At 58.6% G+C, this 16,090-nt stretch carries 15 protein-coding genes; 7 read left to right on the top strand and 8 right to left on the bottom strand.

What is annotated here, in order from left to right; translation table 11 throughout:
* Positions 1-111 precede the first annotated feature (111 nt).
* The 4 genes from htpG (at position 112) to ACQUWM_RS05170 (ending at position 5,763) form a co-directional block, all read left to right on the top strand.
* Entirely contained in the window at positions 112-2,004 is a 1,893-nt protein-coding gene (gene htpG / locus ACQUWM_RS05185) for a molecular chaperone HtpG (RefSeq protein WP_407000854.1), read from the top strand.
* A gap of 6 nt (positions 2,005-2,010) precedes the next feature.
* Positions 2,011-2,229, top strand: coding sequence for a DUF2835 domain-containing protein (locus tag ACQUWM_RS05180; protein ID WP_407000852.1), 219 nt, complete (start codon positions 2,011-2,013; stop codon positions 2,227-2,229).
* Positions 2,230-2,490: 261 nt separating this feature from the next.
* Positions 2,491-4,662 carry a catalase/peroxidase HPI gene (gene katG / locus ACQUWM_RS05175; RefSeq protein ID WP_407000851.1) on the top strand — a complete coding sequence of 724 codons (2,172 nt, stop codon included), beginning with the start codon at positions 2,491-2,493 and terminating at the stop codon, positions 4,660-4,662.
* 135 nt (positions 4,663-4,797) lie between these two features.
* Positions 4,798-5,763 carry a tRNA dihydrouridine synthase gene (locus ACQUWM_RS05170; RefSeq protein ID WP_428921406.1) on the top strand — a complete coding sequence of 322 codons (966 nt, stop codon included), beginning with the start codon at positions 4,798-4,800 and terminating at the stop codon, positions 5,761-5,763.
* A 1-nt stretch (position 5,764) separates the two neighbouring features.
* On the opposite strand, the gene ACQUWM_RS05165 is transcribed toward ACQUWM_RS05170, so the two are convergent.
* Complete coding sequence (locus ACQUWM_RS05165; protein WP_428921405.1) at positions 5,765-6,781, bottom strand: class I fructose-bisphosphate aldolase; 1,017 nt, start codon at positions 6,779-6,781, stop codon at positions 5,765-5,767.
* Positions 6,782-6,948: 167 nt separating this feature from the next.
* On the opposite strand from ACQUWM_RS05165, the gene ACQUWM_RS05160 reads away from it, so the two are divergent.
* Together ACQUWM_RS05160 and ACQUWM_RS05155 are read left to right on the top strand one after the other, a co-directional pair.
* Complete coding sequence (locus tag ACQUWM_RS05160) at positions 6,949-7,362, top strand: MarR family winged helix-turn-helix transcriptional regulator (RefSeq protein WP_407000848.1); 414 nt, start codon at positions 6,949-6,951, stop codon at positions 7,360-7,362.
* Positions 7,363-7,385: 23 nt separating this feature from the next.
* Complete coding sequence (locus ACQUWM_RS05155) at positions 7,386-8,264, top strand: alpha/beta hydrolase family protein (RefSeq protein WP_428921404.1); 879 nt, start codon at positions 7,386-7,388, stop codon at positions 8,262-8,264.
* 50 nt (positions 8,265-8,314) lie between these two features.
* Here ACQUWM_RS05155 and ACQUWM_RS05150 read toward each other — a convergent pair whose 3' ends face one another.
* The 5 genes from ACQUWM_RS05150 to ACQUWM_RS05130 form a co-directional block, all read right to left on the bottom strand.
* A complete protein-coding gene (locus tag ACQUWM_RS05150; RefSeq protein WP_407000846.1) occupies positions 8,315-8,848 on the bottom strand; it encodes an SRPBCC family protein in 534 nt (177 codons plus the stop codon).
* Positions 8,823-9,185 (bottom strand): ArsR/SmtB family transcription factor, encoded by a 363-nt coding sequence (locus tag ACQUWM_RS05145; protein WP_407000845.1) that lies wholly within the window; start codon positions 9,183-9,185, stop codon positions 8,823-8,825. The genes ACQUWM_RS05150 and ACQUWM_RS05145 overlap by 26 nt, the downstream gene beginning before the upstream one ends.
* Positions 9,186-9,312: 127 nt before the next feature.
* On the bottom strand, positions 9,313-10,371 hold the full coding sequence (locus ACQUWM_RS05140) for a quaternary amine ABC transporter ATP-binding protein (RefSeq protein ID WP_428921403.1): 1,059 nt from the start codon (positions 10,369-10,371) through the stop codon (positions 9,313-9,315).
* An 11-nt stretch (positions 10,372-10,382) separates the two neighbouring features.
* Entirely contained in the window at positions 10,383-11,417 is a 1,035-nt protein-coding gene (locus ACQUWM_RS05135; protein ID WP_428921402.1) for an ABC transporter permease, read from the bottom strand.
* 100 nt (positions 11,418-11,517) lie between these two features.
* Positions 11,518-12,483, bottom strand: coding sequence for an ABC transporter substrate-binding protein (locus ACQUWM_RS05130; RefSeq protein ID WP_407000842.1), 966 nt, complete (start codon positions 12,481-12,483; stop codon positions 11,518-11,520).
* Between the two features lie 229 nt (positions 12,484-12,712).
* On the opposite strand from ACQUWM_RS05130, the gene ACQUWM_RS05125 reads away from it, so the two are divergent.
* On the top strand, positions 12,713-13,471 hold the full coding sequence (locus ACQUWM_RS05125; protein WP_428921401.1) for a DUF2182 domain-containing protein: 759 nt from the start codon (positions 12,713-12,715) through the stop codon (positions 13,469-13,471).
* A gap of 31 nt (positions 13,472-13,502) precedes the next feature.
* Here the strand turns inward: ACQUWM_RS05125 and ACQUWM_RS05120 are convergent, their stop codons facing one another.
* Positions 13,503-14,306: a methyltransferase domain-containing protein gene (locus ACQUWM_RS05120; protein ID WP_428921400.1), complete on the bottom strand. Its 804-nt coding sequence runs from the start codon at positions 14,304-14,306 to the stop codon at positions 13,503-13,505.
* Positions 14,307-14,334: 28 nt separating this feature from the next.
* Entirely contained in the window at positions 14,335-15,963 is a 1,629-nt protein-coding gene (locus ACQUWM_RS05115; RefSeq protein WP_428921399.1) for a hypothetical protein, read from the bottom strand.
* Positions 15,964-16,090 lie beyond the last annotated feature (127 nt).

The following is a 16,090-nucleotide window of genomic DNA, read 5'->3' as shown; positions in this document are numbered from 1 at the left end:
CAACATCCCTGTTGTGTTTTGGGGGGTGTGTGTGGCCCCCCCCCCCACACCCCCCCCCCCCCCCCCCCCCCACCGCTCCTCCGAACGTAAACAGCAGGAGACAAAAAAGCCATGACGGTAGAAGCGCAAAAAGAGACCCTGGGTTTTCAGACCGAAGTGAAGCAACTGCTTCACCTGATGATCCATTCCCTGTATTCCAACAAGGAAATCTTCCTTCGTGAGCTGATCTCGAACGCCTCGGACGCCGAAGACAAACTGCGTTTCGCGGCATTGAAGGATGACGGCCTGTACGAAGGCGATCCCGAACTGAAAATCCGCCTGGACTACGACCAGGAAAAGAACACCATCACCCTGACCGACAACGGCATCGGCATGACCCGTGATGACGTGGTTCAGAACCTGGGTACCATCGCCCGTTCCGGCACCGCCGAATTCCTGCAGCAGCTGTCGGGTGACGAGAAAAAAGACAGCAAGCTGATCGGCCAGTTCGGTGTGGGTTTCTACTCCGCGTTTATCGTGTCCGACAAGGTGGAAGTATTTACCCGTCGCGCCGGCGCAGCAGCTGAAGAAGGTGTGCATTGGGAATCCAACGGCGATGGCGAGTTCACCATCGAGCAGGTGAACCGCGAAAACCGTGGTACCGAGATTGTCCTGCACCTGAAGTCCGACGCGAAGGAATTTGCCGACGGCTTCCGCCTGCGTGGCCTGGTGAAGAAGTACTCTGATCACATTTCCTTCCCGGTAGTGATGAAATCCGAGTCCGAGGACGAGGAAGAAAAGGGCAAGGACGAAACCGTCAACGATGCCACCGCGCTGTGGACCCTGCCGCGTACCGAAATCAAGGATGAGGAATACAAGGAATTCTACAAGCACATCGCCCACGATTTTGAAGACCCGCTGACCTGGTCCCACAACAAGGTGGAAGGCAAGCTGGACTACACCAGCCTGCTGTACATCCCGGCCCGTGCGCCGTTTGACCTGTACAACCGGGAAGCGCCCCGTGGCCTGAAACTGTACGTGCAGCGCGTGTTCATTATGGACGACGCCGAGCAGTTCCTGCCGCTGTACCTGCGCTTCGCCAAGGGCGTGATCGATTCCAACGATCTGTCACTGAACGTCTCCCGGGAAATTCTACAGAACGACAGCACCGTGGAAAGCATCCGCACCGCGCTGACCAAGCGTGTGCTGGATATGCTGTCCAAGCTGGCCAAGAAAGATCCCGAGCAGTACCAGAAGTTCTGGGGTGAGTTCGGCACCGTCATCAAGGAAGGCCCGGCGGAAGACTTCAGCAACCGCGAAAAGATTGCCGGCCTGCTGCGTTTTGCCACCACCCACACCGGTGAGCAGACCCAGAACGTGTCCCTGGATGACTACATCGGCCGCATGAAAGAAGGCCAGAATAAGATCTACTACATCACCGCGGACAACTTCATGGCCGCCAAGAGCAGCCCGCACCTGGAAGTGTTCCGCAAGAAGGGCGTTGAGGTACTGATCCTGTCCGACCGCATCGACGAGTGGATGATGGGGTATCTCAACGAGTACGACGGCAAGCAGTTCCAGGATGTCGCCCGGGGTGATCTGGACCTTGGCGAAGTGGAAACCGAGGAAGACAAGAAGCACAAGGAAGAGGCCGCCGAGGAACATAAAGCTCTGGTTGAGCGCATCAAGACGGCTCTGGACGACCGGGTTCAGGACGTGCGGGTGACCAACCGCCTGACCGATTCCCCAGCCTGTCTGGTGGTGGGTGATTTCGACATGGGCGCCCAGATGAAGAAGATCATGGAAGCCGCCGGCCAGAAAGTGCCGGACAGCAAGCCGATCTTCGAGATCAACGTGGATCACCCGCTGGTGCAGCGCCTGGAAAACGAGAAGGGCGAAGAGCGCTTCGGCGAACTGTCCGCCGTACTGCTGGATCAGGCCACCCTGGCCAGCGGCGAGCAGCTGGCGGATCCCGGTGCTTATGTGACCCGTCTGAACCGTCTGTTGCTGGAACTGGCGAACTAAGAGTCCATGCAGCAGATCATTGTGGACGTCAGCATCAGCCCTGAGGAGTGGATCAAGCTCTATCAGGGCGTAGCCACCGATGTTCACACCACGGCCCGGGACGGACGCTCTGTCCGGTTCCCGGCCCGTATCCTCTCCCGTTTCTATCTTCGCGATGGCGTTCGCGGCAGTTTCCGGATTCTGTTCGACGACGCCGGAAAGTTCTCCTCTATTGAAAGACTCTGAGCTGATCAGGTTTTGATCTCCGCCTTCCTCCCTCTTTTTCGATAAACAAAACCTTTCACTCGATTGTTTTTAATTAATTGTTTCTTTGGTGGTGCCCAGAGTTAATCTGAAGGTGTCCTCGTTAGCGTAGGGAATTTTTATAGGTATTCACTATTCAGACAGTAGGAAACATTCAAGCAGCCAACTGTGGTTGATCTATATTGAATGGTGCCCTTGAGACAAATACGTTTTTTGCCAAAGAAGCAGAAACAGGAGAGAACTATGAGTCAGAATAATGGTACTGGTGGTAAGTGCCCGGTTATGCACGGTAGCAGCACTTCGGCCAGCCAGAATAACACCAGTTGGTGGCCGGAAGCCTTGAATCTGGACATCCTTCACCAGCATGACCGCAAAGCCAACCCGATGGGAGAAGACTTTGACTACCGCGAGGAAGTCAAAAAGCTGGACTACGACGCGCTGAAGAAAGACCTGAATGCGTTGATGACAGACAGCCAGGAATGGTGGCCGGCAGACTGGGGACATTATGGTGGCTTGATGATTCGTATGGCCTGGCACGCTGCAGGTACTTATCGTCTCGCCGATGGTCGTGGCGGCGGCGGTACCGGTAACCAGCGTTTTGCGCCCCTGGGTTCCTGGCCGGATAACGTGAGTCTCGACAAGGCCCGCCGTCTTCTGTGGCCGATCAAGAAGAAGTATGGCAACAAACTGAGCTGGGCGGATCTGATGATTCTGGCCGGCAACGCGGCCTATGAATCGATGGGCCTGAAAACCTTCGGTTTCTCCTTCGGTCGTGAAGATATCTGGCACCCGGAAAAAGACATCTACTGGGGCGCGGAAAAAGAATGGCTGGCTCCATCCGACACCCGTTACGAAGATGTGGAAAAGCCGGAAACCATGGAAAATCCCCTGGCCGCCGTGCAGATGGGCCTGATCTATGTAAACCCGGAGGGCGTCAACGGTAAGCCTGACCCGCTCAAGACAGCCGAGCAGGTGCGTGAAACCTTCGCCCGCATGGCGATGGATGATGAGGAAACCGCAGCGCTGACTGCCGGTGGTCACACAGTTGGTAAAACCCACGGTAATGGCGATGCCGAAACCCTTGGCCCCGAGCCGGAAGGTGCGGACGTTCATGAACAGGGGCTGGGCTGGTCCAATCCCAACCTGAAAGGAAAGGCCGCCAATGCCATTTCCTCAGGGCTCGAGGGCGCCTGGACAGCCAACCCGACCAAATTCGATATGGGCTATTTCGACATGCTGTTCGGCTATGAATGGGAGCTCAAGAAGAGCCCGGCCGGCGCCAACCAGTGGGAGCCCGTTGATATCAAGGAAGAGCACAAGCCGGTCGACGCCACCGACCCATCCATTCGCCACAACCCGATGATGACCGACGCGGACATGGCCATGAAAATGGATCCCAAGTACCGGGCGATCTGCGAGAGGTTCATGGCGGACCCCGAGTACTTCAGGGACTGCTTTGCCCGGGCGTGGTTCAAGCTGACCCACCGGGATATGGGGCCGAAGTCCCGTTACATCGGCCCGGAAGTGCCGGCCGAAGACCTGATCTGGCAGGATCCGGTTCCGCAAGGCGAGACCAACTACATCGAAGAAGTGGTCAAGGAGAAAATCGCTGAAGCCGGCCTGAGCATCAACGAGCTTGTCTGCACCGCCTGGGACAGCGCCCGCACCTTCCGTGGCTCCGATATGCGCGGCGGCGCCAACGGCGCCCGTATCCGCCTGGCTCCGCAGAAGAACTGGGAGGGTAACGAGCCGGAGCGTCTGGCCAAGGTACTGGGAGTCTATGAGAAGATCTCTGCCGAAACCGGCGCCAGTATCGCTGACGTGATCGTTCTGGGTGGCAACCTGGGCATCGAGAAGGCGGCCAGCGCGGCTGGCCATGATGTTCATGTGCCTTTCCTCAAGGGCCGTGGTGATGCCTCGGACGAGCAGACCGACGCAGAATCCTTCGAGCCGCTGGAACCCCTGGCAGATGGTTTCCGTAACTGGCAGAAGAAGGACTATGTGGTCAAGCCGGAGGAGATGCTTCTGGATCGCGCCCAGCTGCTGGGACTGACCGCACCGGAGATGACCGTATTGCTGGGTGGCATGCGGGTGCTGGGCACCAATCACGGTGGCACTGCCCACGGTGTGTTCACAGATCGCGTTGGCCAGTTGACCAACGACTTCTTCGTGAACCTGACCGACATGGCAAACCGTTGGGAGCCCAAGGGTAAGAACTCGTACGACATTGTGGATCGCAAGAGCGGTAACACCAGGTTCACAGCGACCCGCGTTGACCTCGTGTTCGGTTCCAACTCCATCCTGCGTGCCTACTCTGAGCTGTATGCCCAGGACGACAACCAGGAGAAGTTCGTGAAGGACTTCGTTGCCGCCTGGGCCAAGGTGATGAACGCCGACCGTTTCGACGTTAAATAACGTCTGACCCCAAACCGGGCATCCTGATTGCGGGATGCCCGGCTACCAACTTGCCGTCAAATTCCTTACAATCCGCTCCGCCTGATTTTTGATCAGCCGCACTCTGATTTTTTTCTTTCAGCCCCTGGAGCCTTCATGCGAATCATCCTTGCCCCGATGGAAGGGCTGGTCGACGCGCCTATCCGCGAAACCCTGACGAAAGTCGGCGGTATTGACCGGTGCGTGACCGAATTTATTCGCGTGACCCACGGAATGCTGCCGCCCAGAATTTTCTACAAGTTTGCTCCGGAGCTCCATAACCGGGCGCTCACCGAAGCCGGGACACCGGTAGCCGTCCAGCTATTGGGGTCGAACCCCGAGATGATGGGGCGTCACGGTGCGAAGGCAGTGGAGCTGGGTGCCGGGCAGGTGGATATAAACTTTGGTTGCCCAGCCAAAACCGTCAACAAACACAAAGGCGGTTGCGTGTTGATGCGGGAACCGGAGCTGATGCACGAGATCACCGCCGCCGTTCGCAACGCGGTGCCAGCCGGAATTCCGGTGACCGCCAAGATGCGCCTGGGCTATGACGACCGCTCCATGGGCGTCGCCTGTGCGCAGGCACTGGAAGCTGCCGGTGCGTCAGAAATCGTGATTCATGCCCGCAGCAAGGTGGACGGCTACAAGCCACCCGCGTACTGGGAGGAGATCGCCAAAGCCCGGGAAGCGGTCAACACCCATGTGATTGCCAACGGCGAGATCTGGACTGTTGACGACTACTGGCGCTGCCGTGACGTGTCGGGCTGTGAGGATGTGATGATCGGCCGCGGTCTGATCGCCCGGCCTGACCTCGCCCGAAAAATCCGCGCCAGCCAGCTGGGTGAATCCGTACCCGACATGACCTGGCCTGAAGCCGTAGCTCTGGTGCAGGAATACGCCATTGCCTTGCAGGAGCGCCTGGAAGACAGATTCGTCACCGGTCGCATCAAGCAATGGCTCAACTACCTCCGCCAGGGCTTCCGTGAGGCTGAAGTCCTCTGGCCCGAGGCCCGCAAGATCCGCCAGGTTGAACCCATGCTGGCCTGCCTTCGGCAACCGGTACCGGTTTCCCGCGCGGCCTGATTCAGCGCTCCATGTCCGGCGTGTAGCTCCCGTTGCGTGCCACGCCGTTGAGTTTTGCCCGTTTGTGCATTGCTTCCTGGGCCGCCGGCCCGTTTTCGAGGCTTCCCGCCCATGCCTTTTGTGCCGGTTCCTGCAGGGCCCGACCGTAGGAAAAACTCAGCGCCCATGGGTGAGGGCCGTGCTGGTTCAGGGCATTCAGGTTGCTGGTGGCTTCTTCCGGTGTCTGCCCGCCTGACAGGAACACAACTCCGGGAACCGCAGCGGGCACCACCCGGCGGAATACCTTCAGGGTCGCTTCCGCGACCTGTTCCGGACTGGCTTTGCTGGTGTGGGATTTACCGGCGGTGACCATGCTGGGTTTCAGCAGCATACCCTCCAGCAATACGCCATGGCGGTCCAGGGCATGGAACACCTCCCTCAGCACCGCCTCGTTGACCTGGGCGCACCGCTCAATGGTGTGATGGCCGTCCATCAGCACTTCCGGTTCCACAATCGGCACCACGCCCAGTGACTGGCAAATCGCTGCGTAGCGGGCAAGCACTTCCGCATTGGCTTCGATGGCGAGACGGCCCGGATTGGTGTCGGTAATGTGATAGACATCCCGCCATTTGGCAAAGCGGGCACCCTGATCGCGGTATCCCTGCAGGCGTTCTTCAAGGCCATCCAGGCCGACGGTGATCTCATCGCCGGGGGCATTCACCAGAGGTATCTTGCCCTTGTCGACCTTGATGCCGGGCACTATCCCCTGATTCCGCAGTAGTTCGGGAATGGCGATATTGTCCAGGCTGCTCTGGCGAAGGGTTTCCTCATACAGGATGACCCCACTGATGTAATCCCCGAGGCCGGGGGTGGAAAAGATCAGGCTGCGGTACTCCCGCCGCTTTTCCTCGGTCGACTCGACACCAACGGCGCTGAAGCGTTTGGCGATAGTGGGGGCGCTTTCATCTGCTGCGAGAATGCCTTTGCCGTCCTCAATCAACTCAGCGACGGTGTCTTCAAGTACCTGTTGCTGGCCCATGGTGTCCCTCCTTGTCCGGCGTTGGTACTGCATTGGTGGTGTGTGTCTTCCAATTGTAGACGGTCTGCCCGCTGTGCTCTTACGAATTCCATCGGGCAGGCATTCGTTTGCCATTTATTACACATGCGTAGTATATTTGGTCCACATGTGAAGTAAATGGCGAGACCATGGATAAACGGCTTTTCTACCTGCTCAACATCGCCCGCCATCGGGTATACAAGCACGCCGACCAGCGTAGCGAAGAGGAGCTTGGCATTTCGGTTACCCAGATCGGGGCTTTGTTGCTGGTCGCCGGTGACGAAGGTTGCCTGCTGAAGGATCTGGCCCGCAGCCTGAACCTTAATAACTCCGCGCTTACCGGCCTGGCTGGTCGTATGGAGCAGAAAGGGCTGCTGGAGCGCCGCCCCTGCGAGCAGGATGGGCGAGCCTCTCGTCTTTACCTCACCGAGCTCGGGCGCAGCAAGATCGACAGCGCCAAGCCCCTGATCACCGAACTGAACGAGCGCATGACCGAAGGGTTCACCGACGACGAAGTGGACGTAATCCTGCGGTTTCTGAATCGCCTCGTGAATGATTTCTGACACCAATAGCGAGGGATCCAGATATGAGTGCCCACGAATCCGCACTGGACGTTGTTAACCGGCAAGACATACCGTTGACCACCGATGGCGGCCATCGGATCAGCCTCCGCGTGTTCCCTGGAGAGCCTGCCCGGTCGGTGGTGATAATTGCCGGCGCTATGGGAGTCAGCCAGAACTGCTATGAGAAGTTTGCGCGGTTCCTGTGTGAAGAGGGGTATACCGTTCTCACGTTTGACTACTTCGGGACTGGCGCCTCCCTGCATACTCACCTGCGGGATTGCCCCACCAACGTGACAGACTGGGGGAGCGAGGACTGCCATGCAGTGATCGAGTTTGCCCGCAGGCAGTACCCGGGCCAGCGTCTGCAGTGGATTGGCCATAGCGTCGGCGGACAACTCCTGGGCATGACCCCTAACGTCAACCTACTGGATAATGCCGTTACCGTGGCCGTTGGTAGTGGCTACTGGCGGGAGAATTCACCGCCCACCAAACGCATCGCATGGATACTGTGGTACTTCGTGGCACCTGCAACGCTGCGACTGCTCGGATACTACCCCGGAACCCGTCTCAGGCTGGTTGGCGATTTGCCTCCCAATGTCATGCGTCAGTGGCGGCGCTGGTGCCTGCACAAGGACTATGCCGTGGGAGTGGAGGGCAGGGGGCTACGTGAGCAATTTGCCAATGTCACGGTGCCGATTACCGCGGTTTCTTTTACCGACGACGAAATGATGTCCGAACGTAACACCGAATCCATTCACAGCTTCTATTGCAATGCTCCGTTGACCATGAAAAGGATCGACCCGCGCGATGTGAAGGAAAGCCGGATTGGTCATTTGGGGTGGTTCCGGGAGCGTTACCGAGAGTCATTGTGGCGGGGAGTGCTGTTGCCGCTGTTGAAATGAGTTGCGCTCCGCCTGTTTACTCCGGGCGGAGCGTGACCCAGAGAGCTCTGTCAGGCGGACAGCCGCTGGCCGTACTCCTCTTTCAGTTTGGCGACGTTGTCCCAGAACGGCTCAGGATCGCTGCCTTCGAGCCGGGCCACCAATATATCCAGGTGGGCGTGCCAGCCGGAACTGACTGAGAGCAGGGTGGCCTGGTCGGGCAGGCGGTGGTGGGTTATCGTCAGCATGACCTGGTTGCCCATGGGTTCCAGTTCAAAGGAAACGCCCCCGGTTTCGCCCCAGGTGATGGCCAGCTTGCGGTGCATGTCCAGGTCCGTAATCCGGCCTTCCATCCGGTGCTCCCTGGAAGCCCCTGCTGGTCGTTGGCCCGGCGGGTTGGTCAGCTCATCATTACGCCAGACAAACTCGAAAGGCGTGTCCACTTCCATGTCCATTTCGCCCGCCGCCAGCCACTGGCTGCGCAGTTCACTGTCGGTGAGATACGACCAGACACGCTCAACAGGGCCGGGCAGAAGGCGCTGGATCTTTAGCGTGGCGGGCTCGGTCAATACGCCATAATCACTGGGGTTTTGATAGTCCGTCATGGGTTTTCTCCGTTTCGGGTGTGATGTCAGCAGCCTCCTCCTGGTGAAGCAGCCGTTCCAGTACATCCAGGCGATCGTTCCAGAAGCCCTGGTAGAAACTCAGCCATTGGTGTGCGCTGGCCAACGGCCCGGGGTCCAGGTGGCAGACATGAGTGCGGCCACGCACCTCCCGGCGAATCAGCCCGGCGTTTTCCAGCACCTTGATGTGTTTTGAGGCAGCGGCCAGCGACATCTCGAACGGCTCTGCAAGCTGACTGACCGAACGCTCTCCGCCGGACAGCTCATGCAGAATCTGGCGGCGCGTGGTGTCACCAAGGGCGTGAAAGATAGAGTTCAATTGATGCGCATTTAATTCAACCATAAGGTTGAATATAGGGGTGTGATTTCTGAAAGTCAACCATTAGGTTGAATGTTTGGCCGTTACGGAAACAAAGAAGATGCGGCGTAAACGGAGATCTGGTTGGTCAATACTGGGCCCGGTCGTTGCCCTCTGCAGCATCTGTGGGCACCAGCGCTTTCACCAGCTCTTTCATGTCGAGCACGCCCACCTGTTTGCCTTTGCGCATCACCCGGTAGGTGTGATTGGTATCACCTTCGGACATGGCAATCACTGATTCCAGGTTATCCCGCTCGGAAATATCGCCGGCGCAGTTTTCCGGCGCTTCGGTTGTTTTTTCCATGATCGAGCGAACCCTGAGCACCCGGGCGCGGTTGATGTCGCTGATAAAGTCGATGATGTAGGGATCGTTGGGGTGCATCAGAATGTCCTGGGGTTCGCCTTGCTGGACGACGTAGCCGTCCTTGAGGATCACCAGGTGGTCCGCCAGTTTCAGCGCTTCGTCCAGGTCGTGGGTGATGAAAACAATGGTCTTCTCCAGCTCGCCCTGCAGTTCCAGAAGCAGGTCCTGCATGTCGGAGCGGATCAGCGGGTCGAGGGCGGAGAATGCCTCGTCCATCAGCATAACCGGTGAATTCGATGCCAGCGCACGGGCAATGCCCACCCGCTGCTGCATCCCGCCGGACAACTGATGCGGGTACTGGTTCTCGTTGCCCTCCAGGCCCACGCGGGCGAGCCATTTCTTGGCCTCAGCTTCAAAATCCTGAACTGTATAACCGCGCACCAGCAGGGCCATGCCGGCGTTCTCCAGTACGGTCTTGTGGGGGAGCAGGGCAAACTTCTGGAACACCATCGACATCCGCTCCCGCCGCAGCTTGCGCAGCTTGTTCTCGTCGAATTTCAGCACGTCTTCGCCGTCGACCTGAATTTCTCCAGCGGTTGGCTCGATCAGGCGGTTGAGATGGCGTATCAGGGTGGATTTTCCGGAGCCGGACAGACCCATGATGACAGTAATCTCGCCTTCGCGGATGTCCACGTTGATGTCCTGGAGGCCCAGCACATGGTTGTGCTTGTCCAGCAACTCGGCCTTGCCCATGCCCCGGCGAACGTAGGCAAGGGCAACGTCGGGGATGGGGCCGAAAATCTTGTACAGGTTCCGGATGGAAATCTTGATATTCCGATCCACAATTCGCTCCCTTACTGTTTCTGTGAGGCGTTAATACGTGCCAGCGAAGCTTTGGTCACCCGGTCGAGGATCACCGCCAGAATGACGATGCCAAGGCCCGCGACAAGCCCGACGCCAAGCTCCAGGTTGCGAATGCCCTGCAGTACCAGTACGCCAAGGCCCGGCGCAGATACCAGGGAAGCAATCACCACCATCGCCAGACTCATCATGATGGTCTGGTTCACCCCGGCCATGATGTTGGGCAGGGCGAGCGGAATCTGGACCTTGTAGAGCTTCTGTCGGCTGGTCATACCGAACGCATCGGCGGCCTCGATCACATCCTTGTCCACCAGACGAATGCCCAGATTGGTGAGGCGGATCACCGGCACAATGGCGTAGAGGATGATGGCTATGCCGTACAGCTTGGATTCGGTCACACTGAACAGGAAAATCAGCGGAATCAGGTACACGAAGGGCGGCAGCGTCTGCAGCATGTCCAGCACCGGAATCGTCAGCCGCTGCATCATGTCACTTCGGGACATGGCGATACCTATAGGCACACCGAGAACAACGCACAGGAAGGCACACACGAAAATGATGGCCAGTGTCTGCATCGCGTATTCGTAGTAGTCGATAAACGCCAGTAAAGCCAGGCTGATTGCGACAAACACAACCAGCTTCCAGGACTTGGAAACCACGAACACCACCGCCAGAAGTATCGGAATCACGATCCACCAGGGCGTGTTGAGCATGCCGTAGAGGGCGCCGTCCAGGAACCAGCTCAGGGGTTGGGTCAGCGGGTCGAGCACAATGCTCATGTTATCCTTGACCGCCAGGAAGCCTTCCTCCAGGCCCTTGGTCAGGTCCCTTGATTGTGGAAACGAGGCGCAGGATTCATTAAGCGCGTCCATGGAAGGAAAGGGCAGTTCCCAGAGGGAGTCCGGTTCGGCGTCAGTGCCCCTGGTTTTCTTCAGCAATTCCGCCATGGACAGCGGAGCATTGCTTGTGTCTTCCGCGCACCAGTCTTCAAGTCCCAGTGAGGAAAACAGGAAATCGTAGGTAGCCATGTAGGTTCAATGTCCCCTGAGTAGTCAGGATTGTGGCGCAGCACAGGGTCGCCGGAACGGACAGAGCCAGCGTTCCGGCTCTGTCCGTCAGGTCTGGTTATTATTCCAGTACAGCAGCGAGGCGTTCCCTCGCAGAGTCATTCAGCCAACTGGACCACTCGTCACTGTTGTTGTTCAGAAAGTGAACCGCCGCTTCTTCCGCAGAGGCATTGCTCTCATCCATCCACGCCAGCAGTGCGCTCATGGTATCGGTCTTGAACGTCAGTTTACTGAGCATTTCGGCCACCTCGGGTTCGCGTTCCTTGAAGTCGGTGGTGACAGACGTCAGCACGGGTGCTGCCGGAAACTCGGAAACTCCGGGGTTATCGGCATCCTGAGTCTGGTTGCGGGTATGGACGTCGGGATCGTATTCACCCAGCTCGACGCGGGTCATGTCATACTTGCCGAGGGGAACGGTTGGGCCCCAGTAGTAGCCGAACCACGGTTCTTCATCCTGCACGGCAGACGCCATGGACGAGGCCAGTGTTTCGCCGGACCCGTGGTTGAACACCTCAATGCCGGAGGATTCCAGATCAAGTGCCCGGATCAGGTTATCACTGACCACACGGCAGCCCCAGCCGCTCGGGCAGTTGTTGAAGCGGTTGTCCACCAGCTCGGGGTTTGCCATGACGCCTTCGATGGTGGTCAGTTCCGGGTGCTTTTCCGCCAGGTAGGTGGGAATCCACCAGCCCTCAACGCCGCCGGGATCAAGCACTTTCCCCAGGCGTTCGACCTTGCCCTGCTCCTCCAGTTGCAGGTAAGCCTCACCTGCGGAGTTCAGCCACAGCTCGGTAACAATGTCCGGCTCACCATTTTCGGCAACGGACGTGACCGCCGGAACGGTATCGGATGGCACAACGGTGACATCGCAACCATAGCCCTGCTCCATGATGAACTTGGCAACGCTGGTCACCACGGTGTTGGAGGCCCAGTTCATTTCGGTGATGGTAACTTCACCGCAATCCGCCTGGGCGAGGGCGGGAACGGATAGCGCGCAAAGCATTGCAACAGACGTTAGCTTTCGCATGGTTGGTCCTCCTTTTTGGGGTGGAGAATGCAGCAAAAAAGCTGCGGGCGAAGTCCGGATGACCTCGCTGGAAGTGAAAACTGCTGGTGAATCGACCGCTGAAATAGACCGAAAATAGTGTTAACCCTCGGTTAATACCTATATTCAAGAATAACGCTCCAGACTTGAGTTACAAGTCTGTAATAGAAATTGATGTTAAATCTGGCCGCACACCAGAAAGGAGAGGGCGGTGTCGTACGCTGACCAAAGTGTCGAGCGCCTGCTTCACAAAGATCGAAGGGTCGTGCTGGCGCTACTGATTGCCGTGACCCTGGCCAGCTGGGCCTATCTGCTGGCCGGTGCCGGCATGGATATGTCGGCCATGGAGACAACCATCTGGTCGCCCGGCTACGCGGTGGTCATGTTTTTCATGTGGTGGATCATGATGATCGCCATGATGCTGCCGGGCGCCACCCCCATGATCCTGCTGTTTGCAAGCGTAAACCGACGCCAGCGGGAGCAGGGCAGCCCCTATGTACCCACATCCCTGTTTACCGCAAGCTACCTGCTGGCCTGGGCCGGGTTTAGCCTGGCGGCCACACTATTGCACTGGGCTATCCATCAGGCCGGTCTGCTGATGCACATGGCGGTAACCAGTGAACTTCTGGGAGCAGGAATACTGATCACCGCCGGAGCCTATCAACTGACCCCCCTCAAGCGGGCCTGCCTGCGACACTGCCGGATGCCGGCCATGTACATTGCGACCCACTGGCGACCGGGCCCCCGAGGAGCGTTTATCATGGGCCTGCAACACGGCGCGTTCTGTCTGGGATGCTGCTGGGTGCTGATGCTGCTGCTTTTTGTTGGTGGTGTGATGAACCTTTACTGGATCGCCGGGCTGGCGATCTACGTAATGATCGAGAAGACCATTTCCACCGGCAACTGGCTCGACTACGGGCTGGGTGTGATACTCATTGCCGTTGGGGGATGGTTGTTGGTGCAGCCTTAGCCATGGCGGGTCTTGCTCTGGACCCGACGACTCAGGTCTTCGTCGCGGTGATGAAATGGACGGGCACCCTGAAGTCCACAGCCCCGTGTGAGGTCTGAAATGGCTCCAGTTCCTTGCTCGCTTCCTGGACCACTGCCTCAATCGCATCTTCGCCGAGCTCTATTCCCGCGAAGGGGAACCAGCCCCGGACATCCGAAAGCACCATGTTCCTGACGCTGTCAAAGTGCGCTGTGCCCTCGTGGGTGATAATCACCGGGGCCTGGATGCCCGCATCGGAGAACAGCTGGGAAAGCCGGTCTGTATCGCCCATCGAAAACGGGATCTGAAGTGCGTTGCCCACCCCAGGGTCGACAAGGCGCTCAAAGATGCTTGCCATGGTTGCGTAGGCCGGCAGTTTGTCGAGGGAATCGAAAACCGCCACCGCCAGGTGACCACCGGGCTTTAACACGCGTTTCATCTCCCGGAGCGCGATGTCCGGGGCGGAGAAGAGCATCAGCCCGAACTGACTGACCACGGCATCGAACTGGTCGTCTTCATAGGGCAGCGCCTCGGCAGAGCCTTCGCGCCAGTCAATGCCCGGGCAGTTGCGCCTGGCCACCGCCAGCATGCCCGGATTGATGTCGACACCGGAGACGGCTCCGTTCTGACCGACACGTGCAGCAAGCGTTCGGGCGAGTATGCCAGTGCCACACGCAACATCCAGTACGCGTTGGCCCGACCGGATTTCCGCGGCATCCGCCAGCCGGTCTGTCCACTGCTCGAATAATGCGGGGGCCAGCAACTGCTCGTAGGCTTCCGCCACCTTTTCGAGTTCCTGAACGCTTAAGTGACTCATGGAATGTCTCCTCCCATTCCGATGGATACTAAGACCTCCCCGCCAGTGTCTTTATTAGATCGATCGAGTCACGCTCGGTTCCCGGTGCGGCTTCCAGCAACCGACGGGACCACAGCGCTGCGGACTCGCTGTCCCCGGAAGCATCGGCCGCGCGGGCAGCCCCTTCCAGGGTGTGATAGCGTTGCGGCCAGGTTTGATTGGACTGCTCGTAAGCGGCCAGGGCTTCGCTCGGGCGATCCAGGGCAAGCAGCAGGTCGCCAAGCGACTCATAGGGAGGCAGCAGGGCACCAGGCGTAACCGGGTGCTTTTCAACAGTGGCTTCCATTTCCCCAGCATACCGCATCAGATCGACGGCACGCTCGGAGTCACCCTTCGCCTTTGCGATCCAACCGGCAAGAATCAGACGATCCACTTCAAGGTAGGTCGAGAATCGCTGATCGGCGGCGGAACCGGCACTTGCGACCAGTGCCGCCAACTTCTGCTCCGCCTCCAGGGCGGTGTCCAGATCACCGGTGTGGACCGCGCCCAGCCCGCGGGCAAACCAGCTCAGGCCATCAGGCCAAGGAAACTGGTCCCAGGCAATATAGTCCACAGCCCGCGGGGTAATGGAGGCAGCGGCTTTCCAGTCCCGCGTTTCAACGGCCAGCCGTGCCGGGATGGAAGCCAGGTGGTAGGCGCCGGGGAAATTCCCCTGGTGAGGTCCATTGGCCTGTGCGGTTTCCCAGACTTCCCTGGCAGCGTTGTCCTCCCCACGCTGGAGATGACCGTAGACCAGGTAATCCAGGGCGTGGATGTAGTGGAACGACGTCGCGCCATCGACCTTGTGATCAACCGCAACGTCGGCGGACCGGCGATTCCATTCGATCATACTTGGCCAGTCACCAAGCCTGACGTAAATGTGCGAGGGCATATGCAGGGCATGGGGTACGCTGGGAGCAATCTCTGTATACGAATCAACGATTTCAGTCGCGTTTGCAGCGCGACCATCGGCATCGGTGGCGTGGATAGAGTAGTGAACCGCCCCCGGATGGGTGGGTTCGGTTTCCCAGGCGGCCCGCAGAATACCTTCAGCTTCATTGTGCAGCGCTTTCCGGTCCTCGGCGGACAGTGCGAGTGTCAGGCGAGACAGCGCGTACAGCGTGGCGACGTCGAGATCTTCTGGGAAGGCCTGATAGGCCTTTTCCATGCCCTTGATCCAGCCAGCCAGGCGTTCCCGGAGCTGATCGGTATCGGGCTCGAAGAACGCCGCAGTGGCCTCGATCAGAAGCCGTTCCCGCTCAGTCTTGGCCGATTCACGGGCTTTCTGGATCACCTGGCGACCCTGTGTGATATCCCCCGCACTTGGCGTGGTGCCCCATAGCGGCTGGAACAGAGTGGTGGCGACGCCCCAATAAGCCATGGCACAGCCGGAATCGGCCTGGGTAATGGCCTCAAACTCGGCTCGTGCCTGGGTGTACATCATGTGATGCATCATCCCCAGCGCGTGATCAACATCAGCGCGCACATCGTCATTGCAGTTGGCCTGGAAATCAATCGTGCCGATGGTATCTCCGGCACTCGCCGAATGACTATCGTTCATGGATTGTTCATCGGCCAAAGCAGGAAGGGTAAGGCTCAGGGTAGCGGCAACAATCGCTATGCGAAACGTTGTGTTCATGACAGGACTCCAGTGGACCGTAGTGCTGGTGGAGCCGGCATGTCATACGCCGGTCAGCTACCGAGAAAGCACCGTCAGCAGCTGGCCCTGCATGCGCAGCTTGTAACTAAGAAATTACTCCTGTCGT

Origin of the sequence: Marinobacter sp. DUT-3 (genome assembly GCF_050379435.1) — a bacterium.
Classification (GTDB): Bacteria; Pseudomonadota; Gammaproteobacteria; order Pseudomonadales; family Oleiphilaceae; genus Marinobacter.
This window is presented reverse-complemented; position numbering and strand designations above follow the sequence as displayed.